The organism is Aeromonas sp. S2(2024) (assembly GCF_041402505.1).
Lineage (GTDB): Bacteria > Pseudomonadota > Gammaproteobacteria > Enterobacterales > Aeromonadaceae > Aeromonas > Aeromonas media.
In genome coordinates, this window is sequence record NZ_JBGLRL010000003.1 from 285,054 (window position 1) to 306,697 (window position 21,644).

At 58.7% G+C, this 21,644-nt stretch carries 27 protein-coding genes and 1 pseudogene; 11 read left to right on the forward strand and 17 right to left on the reverse strand.

Annotation, left to right across the window (positions count from 1 at the left end; genetic code table 11):
* Positions 1-6: 6 nt before the first annotated feature.
* From sspA to zapE, 7 genes are all read right to left on the reverse strand, one after another.
* Positions 7-636 carry a stringent starvation protein SspA gene (sspA, locus tag ACB039_RS05505; protein ID WP_025328513.1) on the reverse strand — a complete coding sequence of 210 codons (630 nt, stop codon included), beginning with the start codon at positions 634-636 and terminating at the stop codon, positions 7-9.
* A gap of 87 nt (positions 637-723) precedes the next feature.
* Positions 724-1,458, reverse strand: coding sequence for a cytochrome c1 (locus tag ACB039_RS05510; protein WP_041204887.1), 735 nt, complete (start codon positions 1,456-1,458; stop codon positions 724-726).
* Positions 1,455-2,672: a cytochrome bc complex cytochrome b subunit gene (locus ACB039_RS05515; protein WP_005331374.1), complete on the reverse strand. Its 1,218-nt coding sequence runs from the start codon at positions 2,670-2,672 to the stop codon at positions 1,455-1,457. Before ACB039_RS05515 ends, ACB039_RS05510 begins: the two co-directional genes overlap by 4 nt.
* 2 nt (positions 2,673-2,674) lie before the next feature.
* Positions 2,675-3,265: a ubiquinol-cytochrome c reductase iron-sulfur subunit gene (petA, locus tag ACB039_RS05520; RefSeq protein WP_025328515.1), complete on the reverse strand. Its 591-nt coding sequence runs from the start codon at positions 3,263-3,265 to the stop codon at positions 2,675-2,677.
* A 300-nt stretch (positions 3,266-3,565) separates the two neighbouring features.
* The gene (gene rpsI / locus ACB039_RS05525) at positions 3,566-3,958 is read right to left on the reverse strand and encodes a 30S ribosomal protein S9 (protein WP_005331372.1); all 393 of its coding nucleotides are present in this window, start codon (positions 3,956-3,958) and stop codon (positions 3,566-3,568) included.
* Between the two features lie 14 nt (positions 3,959-3,972).
* Complete coding sequence (gene rplM, locus ACB039_RS05530; RefSeq protein WP_005336289.1) at positions 3,973-4,401, reverse strand: 50S ribosomal protein L13; 429 nt, start codon at positions 4,399-4,401, stop codon at positions 3,973-3,975.
* 266 nt (positions 4,402-4,667) lie between these two features.
* Positions 4,668-5,762: a cell division protein ZapE gene (gene zapE / locus ACB039_RS05535; RefSeq protein WP_041204885.1), complete on the reverse strand. Its 1,095-nt coding sequence runs from the start codon at positions 5,760-5,762 to the stop codon at positions 4,668-4,670.
* 139 nt (positions 5,763-5,901) lie between these two features.
* Here zapE and ACB039_RS05540 point away from each other — a divergent pair, with 139 nt between their 5' ends.
* From ACB039_RS05540 to ACB039_RS05555, 4 genes and pseudogenes are all read left to right on the forward strand, one after another.
* Complete coding sequence (locus ACB039_RS05540) at positions 5,902-6,282, forward strand: YhcB family protein (protein WP_005331369.1); 381 nt, start codon at positions 5,902-5,904, stop codon at positions 6,280-6,282.
* An 81-nt stretch (positions 6,283-6,363) separates the two neighbouring features.
* Positions 6,364-7,722: a Do family serine endopeptidase gene (locus tag ACB039_RS05545; RefSeq protein WP_371165273.1), complete on the forward strand. Its 1,359-nt coding sequence runs from the start codon at positions 6,364-6,366 to the stop codon at positions 7,720-7,722.
* Positions 7,723-7,811: 89 nt separating this feature from the next.
* Positions 7,812-8,933, forward strand: a complete 1,122-nt coding sequence (gene degS, locus ACB039_RS05550) for an outer membrane-stress sensor serine endopeptidase DegS (RefSeq protein ID WP_041204883.1) — start codon at positions 7,812-7,814, stop codon at positions 8,931-8,933.
* Between the two features lie 24 nt (positions 8,934-8,957).
* Positions 8,958-10,005 (forward strand): annotated as a pseudogene (locus ACB039_RS05555) (transcription antiterminator BglG); the annotation flags it as partial.
* Positions 10,006-10,023: 18 nt separating this feature from the next.
* Here ACB039_RS05555 and npr read toward each other — a convergent pair.
* The 10 genes from npr to ACB039_RS05605 all read right to left on the reverse strand — a co-directional run bounded on the left by npr (position 10,024) and on the right by ACB039_RS05605 (position 16,835).
* Positions 10,024-10,296, reverse strand: a complete 273-nt coding sequence (gene npr / locus ACB039_RS05560) for a PTS phosphocarrier protein NPr (RefSeq protein WP_005331359.1) — start codon at positions 10,294-10,296, stop codon at positions 10,024-10,026.
* Positions 10,297-10,316: 20 nt separating this feature from the next.
* The gene (gene rapZ / locus ACB039_RS05565; protein WP_041204881.1) at positions 10,317-11,183 is read right to left on the reverse strand and encodes an RNase adapter RapZ; all 867 of its coding nucleotides are present in this window, start codon (positions 11,181-11,183) and stop codon (positions 10,317-10,319) included.
* A gap of 40 nt (positions 11,184-11,223) precedes the next feature.
* Positions 11,224-11,670, reverse strand: coding sequence for a PTS IIA-like nitrogen regulatory protein PtsN (ptsN, locus tag ACB039_RS05570; RefSeq protein WP_005331355.1), 447 nt, complete (start codon positions 11,668-11,670; stop codon positions 11,224-11,226).
* A gap of 2 nt (positions 11,671-11,672) precedes the next feature.
* Positions 11,673-11,960 carry a ribosome hibernation promoting factor gene (hpf, locus tag ACB039_RS05575; RefSeq protein WP_005305957.1) on the reverse strand — a complete coding sequence of 96 codons (288 nt, stop codon included), beginning with the start codon at positions 11,958-11,960 and terminating at the stop codon, positions 11,673-11,675.
* 20 nt (positions 11,961-11,980) lie between these two features.
* The gene (locus tag ACB039_RS05580) at positions 11,981-13,420 is read right to left on the reverse strand and encodes an RNA polymerase factor sigma-54 (protein WP_041204880.1); all 1,440 of its coding nucleotides are present in this window, start codon (positions 13,418-13,420) and stop codon (positions 11,981-11,983) included.
* A 65-nt stretch (positions 13,421-13,485) separates the two neighbouring features.
* Positions 13,486-14,211, reverse strand: coding sequence for an LPS export ABC transporter ATP-binding protein (gene lptB / locus ACB039_RS05585; RefSeq protein ID WP_010675872.1), 726 nt, complete (start codon positions 14,209-14,211; stop codon positions 13,486-13,488).
* Between the two features lie 12 nt (positions 14,212-14,223).
* The gene (gene lptA / locus ACB039_RS05590; RefSeq protein ID WP_041204879.1) at positions 14,224-14,742 is read right to left on the reverse strand and encodes a lipopolysaccharide transport periplasmic protein LptA; all 519 of its coding nucleotides are present in this window, start codon (positions 14,740-14,742) and stop codon (positions 14,224-14,226) included.
* On the reverse strand, positions 14,729-15,289 hold the full coding sequence (lptC, locus tag ACB039_RS05595; protein WP_005331338.1) for an LPS export ABC transporter periplasmic protein LptC: 561 nt from the start codon (positions 15,287-15,289) through the stop codon (positions 14,729-14,731). Before lptC ends, lptA begins: the two co-directional genes overlap by 14 nt.
* Positions 15,286-15,840: a 3-deoxy-manno-octulosonate-8-phosphatase KdsC gene (gene kdsC / locus ACB039_RS05600; protein ID WP_371165274.1), complete on the reverse strand. Its 555-nt coding sequence runs from the start codon at positions 15,838-15,840 to the stop codon at positions 15,286-15,288. Before kdsC ends, lptC begins: the two co-directional genes overlap by 4 nt.
* The gene (locus ACB039_RS05605) at positions 15,840-16,835 is read right to left on the reverse strand and encodes a KpsF/GutQ family sugar-phosphate isomerase (protein WP_041204878.1); all 996 of its coding nucleotides are present in this window, start codon (positions 16,833-16,835) and stop codon (positions 15,840-15,842) included. Before ACB039_RS05605 ends, kdsC begins: the two co-directional genes overlap by 1 nt.
* 206 nt (positions 16,836-17,041) lie before the next feature.
* Here ACB039_RS05605 and mlaF point away from each other — a divergent pair, with 206 nt between their 5' ends.
* From mlaF to murA, 7 genes are read left to right on the forward strand one after another with little or no spacing between them, the layout of a single operon-like run.
* On the forward strand, positions 17,042-17,842 hold the full coding sequence (mlaF, locus tag ACB039_RS05610) for a phospholipid ABC transporter ATP-binding protein MlaF (RefSeq protein ID WP_005331323.1): 801 nt from the start codon (positions 17,042-17,044) through the stop codon (positions 17,840-17,842).
* Complete coding sequence (gene mlaE / locus ACB039_RS05615; RefSeq protein ID WP_041204877.1) at positions 17,842-18,621, forward strand: lipid asymmetry maintenance ABC transporter permease subunit MlaE; 780 nt, start codon at positions 17,842-17,844, stop codon at positions 18,619-18,621. The genes mlaF and mlaE overlap by 1 nt, the downstream gene beginning before the upstream one ends.
* 7 nt (positions 18,622-18,628) lie before the next feature.
* On the forward strand, positions 18,629-19,129 hold the full coding sequence (mlaD, locus tag ACB039_RS05620; RefSeq protein ID WP_005331321.1) for an outer membrane lipid asymmetry maintenance protein MlaD: 501 nt from the start codon (positions 18,629-18,631) through the stop codon (positions 19,127-19,129).
* Between the two features lie 2 nt (positions 19,130-19,131).
* On the forward strand, positions 19,132-19,767 hold the full coding sequence (gene mlaC, locus ACB039_RS05625; protein ID WP_171273117.1) for a phospholipid-binding protein MlaC: 636 nt from the start codon (positions 19,132-19,134) through the stop codon (positions 19,765-19,767).
* Positions 19,764-20,036: a lipid asymmetry maintenance protein MlaB gene (locus ACB039_RS05630; RefSeq protein ID WP_161507589.1), complete on the forward strand. Its 273-nt coding sequence runs from the start codon at positions 19,764-19,766 to the stop codon at positions 20,034-20,036. Before mlaC ends, ACB039_RS05630 begins: the two co-directional genes overlap by 4 nt.
* The gene (ibaG, locus tag ACB039_RS05635) at positions 20,036-20,293 is read left to right on the forward strand and encodes a BolA family iron metabolism protein IbaG (RefSeq protein ID WP_041204876.1); all 258 of its coding nucleotides are present in this window, start codon (positions 20,036-20,038) and stop codon (positions 20,291-20,293) included. Before ACB039_RS05630 ends, ibaG begins: the two co-directional genes overlap by 1 nt.
* 18 nt (positions 20,294-20,311) lie before the next feature.
* Positions 20,312-21,568: a UDP-N-acetylglucosamine 1-carboxyvinyltransferase gene (gene murA / locus ACB039_RS05640; protein ID WP_323981551.1), complete on the forward strand. Its 1,257-nt coding sequence runs from the start codon at positions 20,312-20,314 to the stop codon at positions 21,566-21,568.
* The last annotated feature ends 76 nt before the right edge of the window (positions 21,569-21,644 follow it).

A 21,644-nucleotide genomic window follows, 5' to 3' on the forward strand; every position in this document is an offset into this window, starting at 1 on the left:
AACTACTCATACGCTGGCACGGATCTCGCGTTCAGCCTCGGTCAGAGACGCCTGGAAGGATTCACGTTCGAACAGACGGACCATGTAGGCCTTCAGCTCTTTGGCACCACGACCGGTGAAGTCGATGCCCAGGCTCGGCAGACGCCACAGCAGCGGCGCCATGTAGCAGTCAACCAGACCGAACTCTTCGCTCATGAAGTAAGGCATTTCGCCAAAGATAGGGGCGATGGCCAGCAGGTTGTCACGCAGCTCGGCACGGGCGGCTTCGGTATCGGTGCCCGCCATGATCTTGTCAGCCAGAGAGTACCAGTCCAGCTCGATGCGATGCATCATCAGACGGCTGTTGCCGCGAGCCACCGGATAGACAGGCATCAGGGGCGGATGCGGGAAGCGCTCGTCCAGATACTCCATGATGATGCGTGAGGTGTACAACGCCAGCTCGCGATCCACCAAAGTCGGCACAGTGTTGTACGGGTTCAGCTCGGCCAGCTCGTCCGGCAGGTTGCTCGGGTCAACCTGGCAGATATCTACGCTAACACCCTTCTCCGCCAGGACAATGCGCACCTGATGGCTGAACATATCGTTGGCACCGGAAAACAGCGTCATTACCGAACGCTTATTGGCAGCTACAGCCATTGAACCCTCCCGTCATTAAAAAGCAGAAACGGCAATGAAGCATCTTGATCTTCATTGCCGTGCGTCATATTACTCCGATCTGGTCGCTTAGTGAACGTCGCGCCAGAATTCCTTCTTCAACAGCACAGTGAAGATGAAGAAGATTGCGATGAAACCGAGCACCCAGAAGCCCATGCGTTCGCGCTCCTGTTGCACCGGCTCAGCCGAGTAGACCAAGAAGTTTACCAGATCCAGTACCGTCTGATCATATTCTTCGTTGTTCATTTCACCATTGCCGTCAGATTTGATGCTGACGACTTGCTGCATCTCCACTCCATCCAGGGTATGCGTCTCAAACTCGGCACGGGGAGTCCCCTGCAACGGCTCCAATACGTGGGGCATGCCCACGGACGGGAAGACCGCATTGTTCACCCCGAACGGTCGGGTTTCGTCCACATAGAAGGAACGAAGATAGGTGTAAATCCAGTCAGCTCCCCGCACCCTGGCCACCAGGGTCAGGTCCGGCGGCGGCGCCCCGAACCAGCGCGCCGCATCCTTCTCTGACATGGCGCTCTTCATCAGATCACCTATCTTGGCACCGGTGAAGACCAGGTGTTCCTTCATCAACTCTTCCGGAATGCCGATATCGGCAGCCACCCGGTTATAACGCTGGTATTGGGTGGAATGACAACCTGCACAGTAGTTCATGAAGGTCGCAGCACCCCGTTGCAGGGATGCCTTGTCACTCAGATCGTACTCTGCCTTGTCGAGGGGGAAGCCACCGCCAGCGGCCAATACCAGACCGGGCAGCAGGGCCAGCACTGCAAAAATTATTCTTTTCATTTGAATGTCACCCTCTCCGGCAGCGGCTTGGTGCTTTCATTCTTGCTGTAGAAGAACAACAGGACGAAGAACCCGAAATAACCCAGAGTGCAAAGCTGCGCGATCAGCGTCAGCATAGGCGTCGATGGCAGTACGCCCAGCACACCCAGAATGACGAAGCAGACCACAAACTGGGCGATGTTCAGCTTGTGCAGGGTGCTGCGGTAGCGCACCGAACGTACCTTGCAGCGATCAAGCCAAGGCAGCAGGAACAGCACGACGATGGAAAGCCCCATCATGATGACCCCCAGCAGCTTGTCCGGCACAGCGCGCAAGATGGCGTAGAAGGGAGTGAAGTACCAGACCGGGGCTATGTGCGCCGGGGTCTTCAGCCCGTTCGCCACTTCGAAGTTCGGCTTCTCGAGGAAGTAGCCCCACATATCCGGCTTGAAGAAGATGATGGCGCAGAACAGGAACAAGAAGCCCGCCACACCTATCATGTCCTTGACGGTGAAGTAAGGGTGGAACGCCACCGCATCCAGCGGCCAGCCTTTCTCATCCTTGTGCTTCTTGATGTCGATCCCATCCGGGTTGTTGGAGCCGACTTCGTGCAGCGCCAGGATGTGCATGGCCACCAGCATCACCAGCACCAGCGGCAAGGCGATGACGTGCAGCGCGAAGAAACGGTTCAGGGTAGCCCCAGAGATGACGTAGTCACCCCGGATCCACAGGGTCAGATCGTCGCCGATGACCGGAATGGCACCAAACAGCGAGATGATGACCTGGGCACCCCAGAACGACATCTGTCCCCAGGGCAGCAGGTAACCCATGAAGGCTTCGGCCATCAGCACCAGGAAGATCAGCATGCCGAAGATCCACAGCAGCTCGCGCGGCTTCTGATAGGAGCCATAGATCATGCCGCGAAACATGTGCAGATAGACCACAACGAAGAAGGCGGAGGCACCGGTGGAGTGCATGTAGCGCAGCAGCCAGCCGTAGTCCACGTCCCGCATTATGTATTCCACGGAGGCAAAGGCACCCTCCGCCGACGGGTTGTAGTTCATGGTGAGCCAGATGCCGGTGATGATCTGGTTGACCAGCACCAACATGGCAAGGGAACCGAAGAAGTACCAGAAGTTCAGGTTCTTGGGAGCCGGATACTTGGCCATGTGGTCGTTGTACATGGCCGTGAGCGGGAAACGATCGTCAATCCAGCCCATGAGTTTGGCAAACATGGTCAGGCCTCCTTGCCATCGGCACCGACCAGAATGGTGGTGTCGCTAAGAAATTGGTATGGCGGAATGACCAGGTTCAGCGGTGCGGGCACGCCCTGGAACACTCGACCGGCCATGTCGAACTTGGAACCATGGCATGGGCAGAAGAAGCCGGAGGTCACCCCTTGCACCTGCTCACCGAAGCTATCCGGCAGGTAGGAAGGGGAGCACCCCAGATGGGTACAGATACCGACCGCCACGAAGATCTCCGGCTTGATGGATCTGTAACCGTTATGGGCATAGTCCGGCTGTTGTGGCTCATCGGAAGCGGGATCACGCAGTTTGTCATCGTGCGTGGCCAGGGCATCCAGCGTCTGCTTGGTGCGCTTCACCACCCAGACCGGCTTGCCGCGCCACTCGACGCGGATCAGCTGACCCGGCTCCAACTTGCTGATATCCACCTCTACCGGTGCCCCTGCCGCTTTGGCTTTGGCACTCGGATTCCATGACTTTATAAACGGCACTGCGGTAAAAGCAGCTCCTACTCCGCCAACGGCAACCGTTGACCAGGTAAGAAATCTGCGGCGACCGGTATCAACTGGCGCATTGCTCATCCAAAAACTCTCCCATGTGGACTCCGCTCATTCTTATAGTGTCCCCGTTTCCTATCTCCTCTCCCTCTGACAACTGCGGCGGAGGCGGAGTGGCAATTGACACAGAAAGACCATGGAAATTTTAAAGAAAAGATAACAATTTGACAAGAAAGAGAAGCGATGGGCAAAAACAATAAATACACAAATTTTTGTCTTTTGTGACGTATGGTTAGCATTGGCGTATGTAATATTACCAATAAAAAAAGCCTGGCACATGGCCAGGCTTTTTTGACACTCGTGAGAGTGCGTACCAAAAGCGAATTAACGCTTGGAGTACTGCGGACGCTTACGCGCTTTGTGCAGACCAACTTTCTTACGCTCAACCTTACGGGCATCGCGAGTAACAAAGCCAGCTTTACGCAGTTCAGAACGCAGGGTCTCGTCGTACTGCATCAGAGCACGAGTGATACCGTGGCGGATCGCACCAGCTTGACCGGAGATGCCACCACCGTTAACGGTGATGTACAGATCCAGTTTCTCGGTCATCTCAACCAGTTCCAGCGGCTGACGAACTACCATGCGGGCAGTCGGGCGGCCGAAGTATTGCTCCAGGGAGCGCTGGTTGATGATGATTTTACCGCTACCCGCTTTGATAAAGACGCGAGCAGTGGAGCTTTTGCGACGGCCGGTACCGTAGTATTGATTTTCTGCCATGTTGCCAGTTCCCGTTAGATATCCAGTACTTGAGGTTGCTGAGCAGCATGAGCGTGCTCTGCGCCTGCGTAAACTTTCAGCTTACGGAACATGGCACGGCCCAGCGGACCCTTCGGCAGCATGCCCTTGACGGCAGCTTCGATTACCATTTCCGGCTTGCGCTGAATCAGCTTGTCAAAGCTGATGGACTTGATACCACCCGGGAAACCGGAGTGAGCGTGGTACATTTTGTCGGTAAATTTCTTACCGGTTACGTGTACCTTCTCAGCGTTTACAACGATGATGTAATCACCGGTGTCAACGTGCGGAGTGTATTCAGCTTTGTGCTTACCACGCAGACGAGCAGCGATCTCGGTTGCGATACGACCCAGAGTTTTACCCTCTGCGTCCACAATGTACCAGTCACGTTTTACGGTTTCTGGCTTGGCAACGAAAGTTTTCATTAAGTTAAACCCAATTACCTGTTACAGACCCAATTGCTTATGGGGGCTCTCCCACAAACAACAAACGATGGCCTACCTGTACCCCTTCGAATACAAGTAAAGCTTAAAGTGTTGCTGTCTTATCGACAGCTGTAACGTGGGCCGGGCGATTATAAGTGAAGTTGCCTTAAATATCACCTGCTAATTTCACTGCCATGAAGCTAGCAAATGTCGCCCGGCCCTACCTGCCGCAGATGCCCATCCGACTGGCAGGCGCGGTATTGTGACTAAGGAAGGTGCACTCTGGCAAGGTATTCGTGCGATTGCATTTCCTGGAGCCGTGAAAGACAGCGCTTGAATTCGAAATTCAGCAGGCCATCGCCGTAGAGCGCGGCCATGGGCACCGCCGCCGACAGAATGAGTTTGACGTGCCGCTCATAGAACTCGTCCACCATGGCGATGAAGCGGCGGGCCGCATCGTCAGTGCCTGTGCCCATAGGCTGCACGTTGGCCAGCAGCACTGTGTGAAACTCCCGTGCCAGCTCTATGTAGTCCCCCTGGGATCGCGGGGTGCAGCAGAGCTGCTCGAACTCCATATAAAGCACCCCTTCCCCCACGCCCAACGCACTCAGCTGACGATGGTTGATCTCCAGGGTCGCAGCCGTGATCTGCCCCAGTCCGGTCAATTGCCCGAAATAGCGGTCCAGATTGGTCTTGGCCTGCTGATCCAGCGGGAAGTGATAGATTTCCGCCTGCTCCAGGGTGCGCAACCGGTAATCAACGCCACCATCCACATTAAGCACCTCGCAGTGGCGCTCGATCAATTCGATGGCCGGCAAGAAACGGGCCCGTTGCAGGCCGTTGCGATAGAGATCCTTGGGTGGAATGTTGGAGGTGGCCACCAGCACTACCCCATGGCCAAAGAGCTCCTGGAACAGGGTGCCCAGCAGCATGGCATCCGTGATGTCGGAGACGAAAAACTCGTCAAAGCAGATGGTGTCTGTCTCGCTGGCGAGCTTGCTGGCGATGAGCTTGAGCGGATCGGCCTGACCGGTCAGCCCCTTGAGTTCGTCGTGCACCCGATGCATGAAACGGTGGAAGTGGACGCGCAGTTTGCGCTCCCCCGGCAGGCTGTCGAAAAAAGTATCCATCAGCCAGGTCTTGCCTCTGCCCACTCCGCCCCACATATAGAGACCCAGGATGGGCTCGCGGGCTTTCGGCTTTTGCAGCCAGCCCAGCAGGCCACGGGATCTGGTCGGAGTCGGGCTGGCGCACAAATCCTGATAGAGTCGCTCCAGGCGGGTCACCGCCATCGCTTGGGCCGGGTCGGCCAAAAAGCCAGGACGCTGCAAATCCTGCTGGTATTTTTGCTGCGGGGTCATCCTGTAAACCGCCTCCAAGTCCCTGAATGAGGGACAAAATGGTATCACGCTCTCGGGGTGCACGGTATAGTGCCAACGAGGCATCGCGGTCAATCCGGCCGCCTCAAATTCATCGATTTAGCTGTAACAAGGAGCTTCTATGACTCTGTTAAACGGGATCCTGCTGGCGGTAGCCGCCCTGATCATCGGCGTGTTGATCGGCCGCTTCACTGTCCGCAGCCGGGATGCCGGGCGCCTGGAGCAGGAGCTGAAAAAGGCTCACAAGGAGCTGGAAAGCTACCAGGGCCAGATCACCACCCACTTCGCCGACAGCGCCGCTCTGATGGAGCAGTTGGCTGAACAATACCAGACCCTCTATCGCCACATGGCCGAGCAGAGCAAGTTCCTCGCCAAGGCGCAAGAGCCCCTGTTCCGCGAACCTCAGGCGGAAGAAGCAACCGCTGATTCCGCCAACGAGGAGCCCGGCCAGCCACCCCGTGACTACGCTGGTGCCTCCGGCCTGCTCAAGCAGCCCGGTTAGCCTCTGGTGGAACTAATTACGCCTTATCGTGGTCAGACCTTGACGATTGCACTGCAACTTTTTCTGGGAGCTGTTTCTCATATGCGTAAATCTCTTTCTGTATTCAGTGTGTTAGCCCTCAGTGTCGGTATCGCCCTGTCCGCAGCACCGGCGCAAGCCGCCCTGCCCTTGATGGGCAACAACCAGGAGATGCCGAGCCTGGCCCCCGTCCTCGAGCAGGTGACCCCTGCCGTGGTCAATATCTCCGTCTCTGGCAAGAAGATCACCCGCCAGCGCCTGCCGGAACAATTCCGCTTCTTCTTCGGCCCCAACATGCCCGATGAGCAGGTGAGCGAGCAGCCGTTCCAGGCGCTCGGTTCCGGCGTCATCATAGATGCCAAGAAGGGCTACGTGATCACCAACGCTCACGTGGTTCACGAGGCGGACGAGATCAAGGTCAACCTGAAAGACGGTCGCGAATACGCGGCCAAGAAGATAGGCGAAGACAAGCAGTCCGACATCGCCTTGCTGCAAATCAAGGCGGAGGACCTGGTGCAGATCAAGTTCGCCGACTCTGACGAGCTGCGGGTCGGTGACTATGCCCTGGCCATCGGCAACCCCTTCGGCCTGGGTCAGACCGTTACCTCGGGTATCGTCAGCGCCCTGGGTCGCAGTGGCCTCAATATCGAGAACCTGGAGAACTTCATACAGACCGATGCGGCCATCAACTCGGGCAACTCAGGTGGTGCGCTGCTCAATCTACGTGGGGAGCTGATCGGCATCAACACCGCCATCCTGGGCCCGAACGGTGGCAACATCGGCATCGGCTTTGCCATCCCGTCCAACATGGTGCGCGACCTGTCCGAGCAGATCGTGAAATACGGTGAAGTGCGCCGTGGCCAGTTGGGGATCACAGGCACAGAGCTGACCACGGATATCGCCAAGTCCTTCGGCTACAACAAGAAGGATGGTGCCTTCGTCAACCAGGTCATGCCTGACTCTGCCGCCGCCAAGGCGGGCATCAAGGCTGGCGACATCATCATCAGCATAGATGGCAAGCCCATCCGCTCGTTCGGTGAACTGCGTGCCAAGATCGCCACCATGGGCGCCGACAAGCAGGTTGCACTCGGCCTCATCCGTGATGGCAAGGAGCAGACCGTCAAGGTCACCCTGAAGAAGGCCGATGACAGCGAGATCCTCGCCAGCGCCCTGCACCCGGCACTGGAAGGGGCCAAGCTCAGCACCACCACGGATCCGGTGACCGGCGTAGCGGTGGCCGACATCGATCCGCGCTCCCCTGCCGCCGCCGCCGGCCTGCAGAAGGGCGACATCATCATCGGCGTCAACCGTCTGCGTATCAACTCCATGGATGAGCTGACCAAGGCCTTGAAGAACAAGCCGGAAGTCTTGGCGCTGAACATACAGCGTGGCGACTCCTCGCTCTATTTGGTGATCCGTTAAGTCCCTCACACCCGCGGCAACCGCCGCGGGTGATTTTGATCCACCGATAATGTTATTCTCTGCGCGCAGCATGTACGGACGAGAATGACATGAAAATCCCACCTTTGATCAGTTACTTGGGCAAGTCTGTCGGCTTTGGCCTCACCGTGGCTGCGCTCCTGTTGCTGCTGTTCCCCAGTTTTCGGGGCGGCGCCCCCCTGCCGGGTCTCATCACCAATTCCCGCGAGCTGAGTTTCTCCTATGCCGCACACCGCGCCGGCCCTGCCGTCGTCAACATCTACACCCGCAGTTTCGCCGGCAATCGCGGCGAGAAAGCAGAGCTGAGGCCACAGGGGCTGGGCTCAGGGGTCATCATGAACCAGCGCGGCCATGTGCTGACCAACTACCACGTCATCGCCGATGCGGACCAGATCATAGTCGCGTTGCAGGATGGCCGGGTATTCAGCGCCGAGCTGGTCGGCACCGACAAGCTGACCGATCTCGCCGTGCTCTACATAGAGTCGGACAACCTGCCGGTGATACCGCAGGATCCCGAGCGCCTACCCGACGTAGGCGATGTGGTGCTCGCCATCGGCAACCCCTACAACGTCGGCCAGACCATCACCCAGGGCATCATCAGTGCCACCGGCCGCATCGGTCTCTCCAGCATGGGGCCGGACAGCAACGGCCGGCAGGATCTGCTGCAGACAGATGCCGCCATCAACGAGGGCAACTCGGGTGGCGCCCTGGTCAATGGCCGTGGCGATCTGGTAGGCATCAACACCGCCGCCTACCACCTCAACGGCAATCAGGAGAGCTACGGCATCAGCTTCGCCATCCCCTACAAGCTGGCCAAGCGGATCATGGACGAGCTGATTGCCAATGGCCGGGTCATTCGCGGCTACCTCGGCATCTCCAGCGTCGAGATCAACCCCATAGTCGCGCGCATGATGAATCTCGGGGATCTGCAGGGTCTGGTGGTAGAGAGCCTGGATCCCGATGGTCCCGCCACCAAGGCCGGCCTCAGGCGTGGGGATGTGCTGCTCAAGATCAACGGCGAGGCCATCAGCGGCGTGCGCCCCGTGATGGACAAGATCGTCGAGAGCCGCCCCGGCACCAAGCTGACCATCTCGGTGATCCGCAATGGCAAGCCCCTGGACGTCGACGTCATCATAGAGGAAGACGTGCGCTACCAGAACCTGCCCACCAGCAGCGCATCACCCGCCAGCTGACGGCAAGGGAGTCAATAAAGGGGCCATCAAGGCCCCTTTTTCGTGCCTACCTCTCAGGCCCGTCTTCCCTGGCGTGAGATGACTCAGAGTTTCCACCAGCGCGGTACCGGTTATCACGATCAGCTCTGCCGTCATCTGTTGCGCCTCGCCGACGAGAGCCTGCAACAACTCACCATCTCCTGCGCCATCACCCTGTTGCGTCAGGCGGCTGGCCACGAGCTGTGCCAGTTTGCCAGCGATGACATCAGCCTGACCCTGGCCATGGTGGTCCGCGACATCCATGCCGAGTTACCAACCCAGGCCCCGCCGGGGCAGGAGGAGATCGCCAGCCTCGTCATCCAGATCCAGACCCGCCTAACTGCAGATCCCCCCAGCTCGGCCCGGCCATGGCCGCCAAGAGCGAGCAACTGGTTTACATCCGCTGACCTGCATTCACCAGCACTACTCCTATGATCTTCGCGGCGACCTGCAGTTGCGTGCCGACCTGCAGGCTCACATCAGTGCCATTATGCTGCGGGTCAACTACCAGATAGGCAGCCACAACCCGCTGGCGAACCACAAGAACGGGATTACGAGGGGCTGGTGCAGATCGAACTGGACTTCGTCATCAGCACAGTCAAAGTGAGCGAGAAAAACGTCCCCTTGGTACAAACCGCCCCCTTCACGACCCGTACCAGCTGGAGCAGTTCGGCAAGCTGGTACTGACCGATCGCTTCCGCCTCTACCTGCTGGACAAGTACTTCGATACCGACCACTTCATGGTGGTCACCGAGCCGCTCAGTCAGGCACAGCTGTTTGGCCGCATCTGTGACCAGCTGGAGTCAGAGCAACTGGTTGAGATGGGGTTCAGAGGATCGTTGCACGAACGGGAGTGCATCGTCTCCACCCTGCTGGGAGAAGGCATAGCCCTGCCACCCTCATCTTCGTGCTTGCCATCAGCAAGGCGGACTACGAGGAGGCGATGGAGCTCTACGATCTGTTTCTGGCGCTGATGAACGAAAAAGCCAGCAGGAATCTGCTGGCTTGTCGGGACTTTAACGACTTCAAGGCGCTGGCGCGCGCCGGGTCATGACGGCAAAGGAGGTGCCGCTCACTCCTCGTTGAAGCCCGAGGTGAACAGTGCCACCACGGCGGCCAGGGCCTCCACTTCTTCGGGGCCCTCCACCTGCACCTCCACCTGCTTGCCCTGGGCGGAGTCCAGCATCAGCAGACCGATCACGCTGTCCGCATCGGCCTCGATGCCGTCTTCGTTGCGCAGCAGCACATGAGCATCGAATCCCTGCACCAGCTCGAACAGCATCATGGCCGGTCTGGCATGGATTCCCAGCTTGTTTTTGACTTCTACCGAGGCGGAAACTGTCATCTGAACATCCTGTGGGTCTGTCAGGCTTGGGGGGAGCGCTTGTCCAGCGTGCGGTGACGAATCTGCACGTTCTTGCCAAGCAGCCGGAATGCGCTGGCCAGCCGCTCGGCGATGAACACCGAGCGATGCTGCCCGCCGGTACAACCGATCCCAACGGTCACATAGCTGCGATTGTTGCGCTCCAGGTGGGGCAACCAGGTCACCAGCATGTTCTCTATCTGCTGGATGAACAGCATCACGTCCGCCTGGGCCGAGAGGTAGTTGGCCACGGGCTCGTCCTGGCCGGTAAACGGCTTGAGCTCCGGGATCCAGTGGGGATTGGGCAGGAAACGGGCATCGAACACGAAGTCCGCATCCTTGGGGATGCCGTATTTGAAGCCGAACGACTCGAACACCAGCACCAGTTCGTTCTCTTTCTTGCCGAGCACCCGGGTTTTGATGAGCTCGCTGAGATCGTGAATGCTGAGGTTGGTGGTGTCGATGCGCAGGTCGGCGGTCGAGGAGAGGGGCGCCAGCAGGTGGGTTTCCTCCCGGATCGCCTCATCCAGCGAGAGCTGCTTGCGAGACAGGGGGTGCAGCCGGCGGCTCTCGCCATAGCGCTTGAGCAGGGTACCGTTGTCTGCATCGAAGAAGAAGCTGGAGAACTCCACCCGCCCTTCGTTGCGCACCTGGGTCAACAGGTTGTCCAACTTGTCTGGCTGGGTCGGCAGGTTGCGCACGTCTATGCTGACCGCCAGCTTGTCATACTGGCTCTCCACCGAGACGATCAGCTGGGGCAGCAGATTGACCGGCAGGTTATCCACGCAGTAGTAACCCAGATCCTCCAGCACCCTCAGGGCTACCGTCTTACCGGAGCCCGAACGACCGCTTACCACTATTAACTGCATCTTGTCCCCTCACGCCAACGTGGCTGCGTCAGACCCGGCATCAGGCCGAGGTCATGATCTGATAGAGTTCTTCATCGCTAGTCGCCTGGCGCAACTGGCGACAGACGGCCTTGTCACCCAGCTTGGATGCCATCAGGGAAAGGGTCTTGAGATGCTGCTTGCACTCGCTTTCCGGCACCAGCAATGCAAAGAGCAGGTCAACCGGTTGATTGTCGATAGCATCGAAAGGGATGGGTTCAGAGAAGGTCATCAGCACGGCGGTCGGCGCAAAGGCGTCGTCGATCCGGCCGTGGGGAATGGCAATACCGGCACCGATCCCGGTACTGCCCATCTTTTCCCGCGCCAGCAGGCTTTCAAACAGCACCTGGCGGGAGGCGCCGAGGCGCTCTGCGGCCAGCTCACTGATGATCTCGAGGGCGCGTTTCTTGCTGGTACAAGGGACCGCACTCTTGGTGCAGTCCCGACTCAGTATGTGTTCAAGTTGCATAGTTATTTTTGATTTAACTTATCTTTGTGCTTGATGATCTGCCGATCCAGTTTATCCAGCAGGGTATCAATCGCCGCATACATGTCGGCATGCTGCGAATTGGCGAACACCTCTCCCCCGCTGACGTGCAGCTTGGCTTCGGCGATCTGATTCAGTTTTTCGACGCTCAACACCACATGTACGTTGTTGATATGGTCAAAGTGACGCTCGAGTTTGGCAAATTTGTTATTCACATAATCACGCAGAGCTTCGGTAATCTCGACATGGTGTCCGGTCAGGTTAATTTGCATAACGTCTTCCTTTTGTTTGCCTAAACCAGGCGTTTGCGCTGATTGGATGGCGGGATCAACAAGGATTCACGGTACTTTGCGATCGTGCGTCTCGCCACCATAATACCCTGTTCGGCCAGCAAATCCGCGATCTTGCTATCACTAAGCGGTTTGGCCGGGTTTTCGGCCGTCACCAGCTTCTTGATAAGGGCACGAATTGCGGTCGATGAGCACTCTCCTCCTCCCTCCGTGTTGACATGACTGGAGAAAAAAAACTTCAGTTCAAAGATGCCACGGGGCGTATGCATGTACTTCTGGGTCGTCACCCGTGAAATCGTCGACTCGTGCATCTCCACCGCCTCGGCGATGTCGTTGAGTACCATGGGCTTCATGGCCTCTTCACCGTACTCGAAGAAACCCTGTTGCTGCTCGACTATGCAGCTTGCCACCTTGAGCAGGGTGTCGTTTCGACTCTCCAGACTCTTGATGAACCACTTGGCTTCCTGCAAATGGGAACGAATGAACTGAGTATCCGTGCTGCTGCGGGCATTGCGTGCCATTGCCGCATAGGCCTCGTTGACACGAATGCGCGGCGCCGAATCCGGGTTGAGTTCAACCACCCACTTCGCCCCCTTCTTGACCACGGAAACATCCGGGATCACGTATTGCGATTCGCTCTGGATGATGCCATTACCGGGTCTGGGCTCCAGCTGCTGGATGAGATCCAGAACCTCCTTGAGGTCGCTCTCCTTGAGCCGGGTCTTGCGCGCCAGGGTGCGGTAGTCACGGTTGCCGAGCAAGTCCATGTGCTCGCGGATCACCTCCCTTGCCTCATTGAGCCAAGGCAGATCCGGCGAATACTGGCCAAGCTGGATCAACAGACACTCCTGTACCGAGCGAGCGGCGATGCCAACCGGATCGAAATGCTGCACCCGCTTGAGCACGGCTTCCACTTCATCCAGTTCAACTTCTACCTCTTCACTGCTGACTGCAGCCTGAATATCTTCGAGAGAAACGGTCAGGTAGCCAGACTCATCGATGGCATCGATGATGGCGAGGGCAATCGCGGCATCCAGATCACTGAACGGCGTCAGTCGCATCTGCCACAACAGATAATCCTGCAGATTTTCGGTGGTTTCCCCCTGATAGACGCTGTCTTCCCCGTCATGGATGGGGCCAGCGCTCTGAGCCGTGCCGGCGGAATAGACCTCATCCCAGGTAGTGTCCACCGGCAGTTCATCCGGCATCTTGTCCTGTGCCATTGCGTCACTGGAGTCGAGTTGACTGGCGTCCTGGGGTTCTATCGGACTGGTTTCGTGCGCCTCATTCTCCTCCTGCTCCAGCAAGGGGTTATTATCGAGCGCTTGCTGAATTTCCTGCTGGAGTTCCAGGGTGGAGAGCTGGAGCAGACGAATCGCTTGTTGTAATTGTGGCGTCATGGTCAGGGACTGGCCGAGACGCAACTGTAATGTCGGCTTCATCTACGTCGGGATATCCTTATGTTCAGCGAGGCGGTCACCTAACAAAAATGAGGGGTGCCCCCTTACTATAGACTGAATTGATCGCCCAAATAGACGCGCTTGACCTGCTCATCGGCGAGGATGTCGGCCGGTGCACCTTCGGCAATCATCTTGCCGTGGCTGACGATGTAGGCCTTCTCGCACACATCCAACGTCTCTCTGACGTTATGATCCGTGATAAGCACGCCCAGCCCTCTTTCCTTCAGATGCTGGATGATCTTCTTGATGTCTATGACCGAAATAGGATCAACACCTGCAAAGGGCTCATCCAACAGGATGAATCGCGGCTCTGCCGCTAGCGCACGGGCGATCTCGACACGGCGCCGCTCCCCTCCCGACAGGCTCTGACCCAGGCTGTCGCGAATATGGGTGATGTTGAACTCTTCCAGCAACTGCTCGACCTTATCCTCCCGCTCCTCGCGGCTCAACCCCTTACGGGTCTGCATGACCCCCATCAGGTTGTCGAACACAGACAAGCGTCGGAAGATGGAGGCTTCCTGGGGCAGGTAACCGATACCATTGCGGGCGCGAATATGCATGGGCTGCAGGCTGATGTCCTGCTCATCTATGGTGATGAGACCCGCATCCCGCTGCACCAGGCCCACGATCATGTAGAAGGAGGTGGTCTTGCCAGCACCATTCGGGCCGAGCAGCCCCACTATCTGGCCCGTGCCCACTTCCAGGCTCACGTCGCTGACCACCATGCGGCGCTTGTAGCTCTTCTGCAAACCCGTTGCTTTTAACACTGCCATGGCTTTTGTTTCCTACTTCTTCTGATCGGCGGGTTTGTCGAAGTTTTCTACCTGATCCGGCAGGAACACCGTCTTGACGCGCTGGGTGGGTCCCTTGCTTTCGGCGATCATCTTCTGTTTGACAATGTCGTAGCGGATGAGGTCACCGGTGACTTGGCTGTCTTCCTGCTTGAGCTGACCGTTGCCGGTGATGGTGACCAGCCGGTTCTTCAGCTCATAGCGAATGCTGTTGCCGTGGGCGTTTACCGGCTTGCCATTGTCCAGGATCTGGAAGAAGGTGGCGGGGTTCCCATAGGCGGTCATGACCTCGGCCCCTTTCTCGCCGGAGCGGATCACCACCACCTTGTCGGCCTTAATCTTGATGGTGCCCTGAGTGATGATGACATCATCACTGAAGGTGATACGGTTGTCCTGCATCTCGGCCACTTGCTTGACCGCATCCACGTAGACCTTCTCGGCAAAGTCGGACTCTTTGGCATTCACCGCACTGCACAACAGCAGGGACGCGAGGGCCAGATTAACGTTTTTCATTGAAATAAGTGGCATGGCCTTTATCCAGTAATTCGAAATATTTACGTTCCAGATGGCCCTTCAGGCCAACACCCTCGGTCTGGAATTCCTGACCCACTATGCTGATGTGCTGGTTGCTTCTTACGTCTTGGGTCACCAGATCCAGCTCCAGATAGGGGGTATCCAGCGTGGAGATGAAGGACGCCGGCAGCAAGCCGTCCAGATGTACCTTGTCGCGCAGTATCACGTTGTCATCGGTATTGAGCACCCCGGTCTCGGCCGTGACCTTCCATTCGGCCTCCCCCTGCTCATCGAACATGTAGACCACCGGCTTGTTGAAAGTGGCCTGCTCGAGGATCTGGTAATACTCCGCATACTCGGACTCCAACCGCTCGGTCCTTTTACCCTGCTCGTTGAAGCGGGTGGTGACCAGATTTTTGGCGGTAAAGTCTGGTTGATAGTTCTCTACCTTGGCAGTCGGCTCAGGTACCAGCTCGATCTCGCCGAGCTGCCAGGCGGCGAGTGCAACCAAGAACAGCAGGGCGAACAACAGGGTCTGTCTGCTCATACCGAGGCCTCGGGTTGGTAGTCGCCCAGGCCCTGCGCCTGCAGGATGAGATCGCACACCTCGCGTACCGCGCCCACACCACCCCCGAGGCGGGTCACCAGATCGGCACGAGCCAGCACCAGCGGATGGGCATCCGCCACCGCAATGCCGAGGCCACAGGCCTGCATCACCGGCAGATCTATGGTGTCATCCCCCATGTAGGCGGCTTGCGACGCCTCCAGACCGAGCTTGGTCAGCAGTGCCTCGAAGTGGGGCAGCTTCTGATCCGCCCCCTGTACCAGGTGCCGCACCCCCAGGCCTCTCATCCGATCGCTGACGATGCGGGAGGTGCGCCCTGTGATAATGGCAATCTCGATGCCGGCGTTAAGCAGGGCACGCATGCCAGCGCCATCGCGGGTGCAGAAGGTTTTCAGTTCTTCACCCTGGTTGCCCATATAGATGAAGCCATTGGAGAGCACCCCATCCACGTCACACACCAGCAGGCGGATCTGCGCCGCCTTCTCGTACTGGCTGCGCGTCACCGGACCATAGAGGGTCGGTACGTCTTGCATCAAATCACCCCGGCTTTCAGCAGGTCGTGCATGTTGAAGGCGCCAAGTGGCCGCCGCGCCTCATCCACCACCAGCAATCCGTTAATCTTTCTGGTTTCCATCAGTTTGACGGCCTCGGCCGCCATCATCTCAGGCCCTACGGTAACACAGTTGACCGTCATGACGCGGCTGATAGGGGTGTGGTGAATATCCACCTGCAGATCCAGGATCCGGCGCAGGTCACCATCGGTGAACAGACCGGCCAATCGGCCATCAGCATCAACAACGGCGGTCATACCCAGCCCCTTGCGGCTCACTTCCAGCAGCGCCTGGCTGATGGTGGCATCTATCCCTACCTGGGGCAACAGGTCCCCGCGGTGCATCAGATCGCCGACCCGCAGCAACAGCCGCTTGCCCAGCGACCCGCCCGGATGCGAGAGCGCGAAGTCATCGGCGGTGAAACCACGTGCCTCCAGCAGAGCCACGGCCAGAGCATCCCCCATCACCAGCGTCGCCGTGGTGCTGGAGGTCGGGGCCAACCCCAACGGACAGGCCTCTTTCTCCACCTTGATGCACAGGTGCACGTTGGCCTCCTTGGCCATGGTGGAGGTCGGGTTGCCGGTCATGCAGATGAGCGGAATGCCGCGACGCTTGAGCACCGGCAACAGGGCCAGGATCTCGTCGCTCTCGCCGGAGTTGGAGATGGCGATGATGAGGTCGCCGCCGGAGATCATCCCCAGATCTCCGTGGCTGGCTTCGCCAGGGTGGAGGAAGAAGGCGGGTGTCCCGGTGCTGGCCAGGGTCGCGGCAATCTTGTTGCCGACATGACCCGACTTGCCCATACCGGTGACCACGATCTTGCCGGCACAGCACAGCACCATCTCGCAGGCGCGCTCGAAGGTCTCATCGAGGTATTGGTAGAGCCCATCGATGGCTTGTTTTTCTATGTCCAGCACCGCGCGGGCACTGCGACGGAAATCGAACAATTCAGACACTTTTTCAGGCTTTACAGACATAAAGGCACAGCTCCGGGCCGAAATTTGCTGCGGGATTATAAAAAAGTCTGCCGAGATAAGCGAATCGGATGCGGGACGGTCTGCCACTGATGCAAGTTGTTACATAAAACTGTCGCGTATTTGGGGGGCAAACCCGCTCAATAGTTGTTCCTTGCTGTTGCTTAGACCTAGACTAGCCCATAAAATTCGCTCTTCATTTATACCGGATGGACATTTGTTTGAACGATGACCTGATCACCATCTCCGACCTGACCTTCAGTCACGGAGATCGGTTGCTGTACGACAGGATCAACCTGACCATTCCCCGTGGCAAGGTCACCGCCGTCATGGGCCCCAGCGGCATTGGCAAGACCACCTTGCTGCGCCTAATCGGTGGCCAGCTGAAACCTGAGTCCGGTCATATTCTGTTTGACGGGGAAGACATCCCCACCCTCTCCCGCGGCCGTCTGTATGAGGTGCGCAAGCGGATGAGCATGCTGTTCCAGAGCGGCGCCCTGTTCACTGGCATGACGGTGTTCGACAACGTGGCCTTCCCGCTGCGGGAACACTCCGGTCTGCCGGAGGAGCTGATCCACACCATCGTCATGATGAAGCTGCAGGCGGTGGGCTTGCGCGGCGCGGCCAGACTGATGCCGTCCGAACTCTCCGGCGGCATGGCCCGCCGTGCTGCCCTGGCCAGATCCATCGCGCTGGATCCGGATCTCATCATGTATGACGAGCCCTTTGTCGGCCAGGATCCCATCACCATGGCGGTGCTGGTCAAGCTCATCAAGGAACTCAACGATGCCCTCGGCATCACCTCCGTCATCGTCACCCATGATGTGAAGGAAGTGCTGAGCATCGCCGACTACGCCTACATCATCGCCAACCGCAGGGTGGTGGCACAGGGCACGCCGGAGCAACTGCGTGAGGAGCACAATCCCGAGGTCGAGCAGTTCCTCAAAGGATTGCCCGATGGTCCTGTTCCGTTTCATTTTCCGGCAGGTGATCTGCTACAGGATCTGTGATGTTAATAAGTCAGATAAGCAAGCTGGGTCGAAGCGGAGTACGTTTCATCAGCGCCGTCGGCCGCGCCACCATCATGCTATTTCACGCGCTGGCGGGCAAACCCGAGCCCCGCAAGCACTTCCCCCTGCTGATACAGCAGCTCTATGTGGTGGGTGTACAATCGGTCGCCATCATATTGGTGTCTGGCCTCTTCATCGGCATGGTGCTCTCCTTGCAGGGTTACAACGTACTGAAGGATTTCGGCGCAGAGCAGAGTCTGGGGCCCCTGGTCTCCCTCTCCCTGCTGCGGGAGCTGGGCCCTGTGGTCACCGCCCTGCTGTTTGCCGGACGTGCGGGCTCGGCCCTCACCGCCGAGATCGGCCTGATGAAGGCGACCGAGCAGCTCTCCAGCCTCGAGATGATGGCGGTGGACCCCCTGCGCCGAGTGGTGGCGCCTCGCTTCTGGGCAGGGGTCATCAGCATGCCGTTGCTGGCCTTCATGTTCAGCCTGATCGGCATCTTTGGCGGCAAACTGGTCGGGGTAGACTGGCTGGGTGTGGATGAAGGCAGCTTCTGGTCTGCCATGCAGGCCTCCGTCGATTGGCAGGACGACATCATGCAAGGGGCCATCAAGAGTGTGATCTTCGCCTTAGTGGTCACCTGGATCGCGCTCTTCAATGGCTATGATGCCAAGCCAACCTCGGCCGGGATCAGTCAGGCGACGACCCGTACCGTGGTCCACTCATCCCTGGCCGTGCTCGGTCTGGATTTTATACTCACCGCAGTCATGTTTGGATAAGGGAAAGATGAAGTTCAGCAAAGTAGAATTCCTGGTCGGTGCCTTCATGCTGGCTGGCATCGCAGCCATTCTGGCGTTGGCACTGCAAGTGGCGGGATTGAGTTTCAAACCGGAAGGAGAAACCTATACCCTGCGCGCCCATTTCGATAATATCGGCGGCCTGAAAGTACGCTCGCCGGTCAAGGTCGGCGGCGTCGTCGTCGGTCGAGTCAGCGACATCACGCTGGATGCCAAGAGTCAGGTTCCCGTCGTCTCCCTGCAGATGCAGAAGAGTGCCGGCGAGTTCTCAGAAACCAGCTCGCTCTCCATCCTGACCTCGGGTCTGCTGGGCGAACAGTATGTTGGTCTGGCACCGGGCTTCACCGATGAGGAGATGGGCACCAGCATGCTCAAGGATGGCGACATGATCGAAGACACCAAATCCGCCATCGTGCTGGAAGATCTGATCGGCAAGTTCTTGTACAGCCAGTCTTCCCCGAGCACCGATACGCCAGCAACCAAGGAGTAACCATGTTCAAGAAGATCGCCCTGCTGCTGGGCCTGATGACCAGCCTGCTGTTTACCGTATCCGCCCTGGCAGCGGTCAATGCCGCCGACCCCTATGCCCTGGTGGATCAGGCTGCCCAGCAGACCTTCGCCCGCCTGAAGGCGGACCAGTCCCAGGTCAAGAGCAACCCGGACCACCTGCGGGTGATCATTCGCGAAGAGCTGCTCCCTTATGTGGACAATCGCTTCGCCGCCTACAAGGTGCTCGGCAACCAGATCAAGGAGACCACCCCGGCCCAGCGCGATGCCTTCGTCCAGGTCTTTACTGAATACATGGTGAGCTCCTATGCCGATGCCCTGGCCCATTTCGACAAGCAGACCGTCAAGGTCCAGCCGGGCAAGGCGCCCGGTGACAGCAACATCACCGCCGTCAACGTCAGCGTGAAGGAGGCCGGCAAGCCGGACATCTTCCTCGAGTTCAAACTGCGCAAGAACAACAAGACCGGTGAGTGGAAGGCCTTCGACATGGTCGCCGAGGGGATCAGCCTGCTCTCCGCCAAGCAGAGCGAGCTCGGTGGCCTCATTCGCCAGAACGGCATAGATGCGGTGATCGCCCAGTTGCGCGAGCACAATGCCAAGCCGCTGGTGCTCAAGTCATGACACTCCAGGGGGAGCTGCAAGCGCCGCAGGTCAACGCCCTGTGGCAACGGCGATCCGAGTGGTGGCAAGATGATGCGCTCGATATGAGCGGGGTCACCACCCTGGATTCCGCCGGCCTGGCCCTGCTGGTCAAGTGGGCCAAAGCCACTCTGGTACGGGGAGGCGCGCCGCAACTGGTGGGCGCCTCCACTGATTTTTATACCCTGGCCAACCTTTACGGGGTGGCCAGTCTGTTTCAACCCATCCCGCCCAACACCGAGGACGCATAATGCAAGTCTCTGAAATTGAAGCGATACTCCTTGAGGCTTTGCCATTGTCCGAAGTCCATGTCAAAGGCGACGGCAGTCACTATCAAGTGATTGCGGTCGGCGACATGTTTGACGGCATGAGCCGGGTCAAGAAACAGCAGGCCATCTATGCCCCGCTGATGGACAAGATCGCCAGCAACGCCATCCACGCCCTCTCCATCAAGGCCTATACCGACGCCGAGTGGAAACGCGAGCGTAAATTCCAGCTGCCCTCCTGATTTGGTAAAGAAGTAAACATGGACAAATTCAAGATCACCGGCCCCTGCACCCTCTCCGGTGAAGTGACCATCTCCGGCGCCAAAAACGCCGCCCTGCCGATCCTGTTCGCCACCCTGCTGTGCGACGAGGAGATCCAGCTTTCCAATGTGCCGCGCCTCAAAGACGTGGGCACCACCCTCAAGCTGCTGGAGATGCTGGGCGCCAGCACCAAGGTCAACGGCAACGTGACCGTGCTGACCGGCGCCGTGAACAACCACGTCGCCCCCTACGAGCTGGTGAAGACCATGCGCGCCTCCATCCTGGCGCTGGGCCCGCTGGCCGCCCGCTTCGGCGCGGCTGACGTCTCCCTGCCCGGCGGCTGCGCCATCGGTGCCCGCCCGGTCAACCTGCATGTTCACGGCCTCGAGCTGATGGGCGCCAAGATCGCCATCGAAGATGGCTACATCAAGGCCCGTGTCGACGGTCGCCTCAAGGGTGCCCACATCCTGATGGACATGATCTCCGTCACCGGCACCGAGAACCTGATGATGGCCGCCACCCTGGCCGACGGTCGCACCGTGATCGAGAACGCCGCCCGCGAGCCGGAAGTGGTCGATCTCGCGAACTTCCTCAACGCCCTGGGCGCCAAGATCCAGGGTGCGGGTACCGACACCCTGACCATCGACGGGGTCGAGCGTCTGCACGGCGGCAGCTACAGCGTCCAGCCAGATCGCATCGAGACTGGCACCTTCCTGGTAGGCGCCGCAGTCACTGGGGGCAAGATCACCTGCCGCAAGACGGACCCTTCCCTGCTGGAAGCCGTACTGGTCAAGCTGGAAGAGGCCGGTGCGCTCATCGAGAAGGGGGAAGACTGGATCTCCCTCGACATGACGGGCCGCCCCCTCAAGCCGGTCACCATCAAGACGGCTCCCTACCCGGCCTTCCCGACCGACATGCAGGCGCAGTTCACCGTACTGAACGCCGTGGCCAAGGGTACCGGCATGGTCACCGAGACCATCTTCGAGAACCGCTTCATGCACGTGCCCGAGCTGGTACGTATGGGCGCGGACATCGAGCTGCAGGGCAACGTGGCCATCTGCCGCGACACCGAACAACTCAAGGGTGCCCAGGTGATGGCAACCGATCTGCGCGCCTCCGCCAGCCTGGTCCTCGCCGGCTTCGTGGCCGAAGGCACCACCATGGTCGAGCGCATCTATCACATCGACCGTGGCTATGAAGACATAGAGCACAAGCTGCAAGGCCTGGGCGGATGCATAGAGCGTATCAAGGCGTGATCGTCACTCCCTGCCGATGAGCAATAAAAAGGCCCCCTCGCCAGGCGAGGGGGCCTTTTTCATTTCCGGGGTCTGG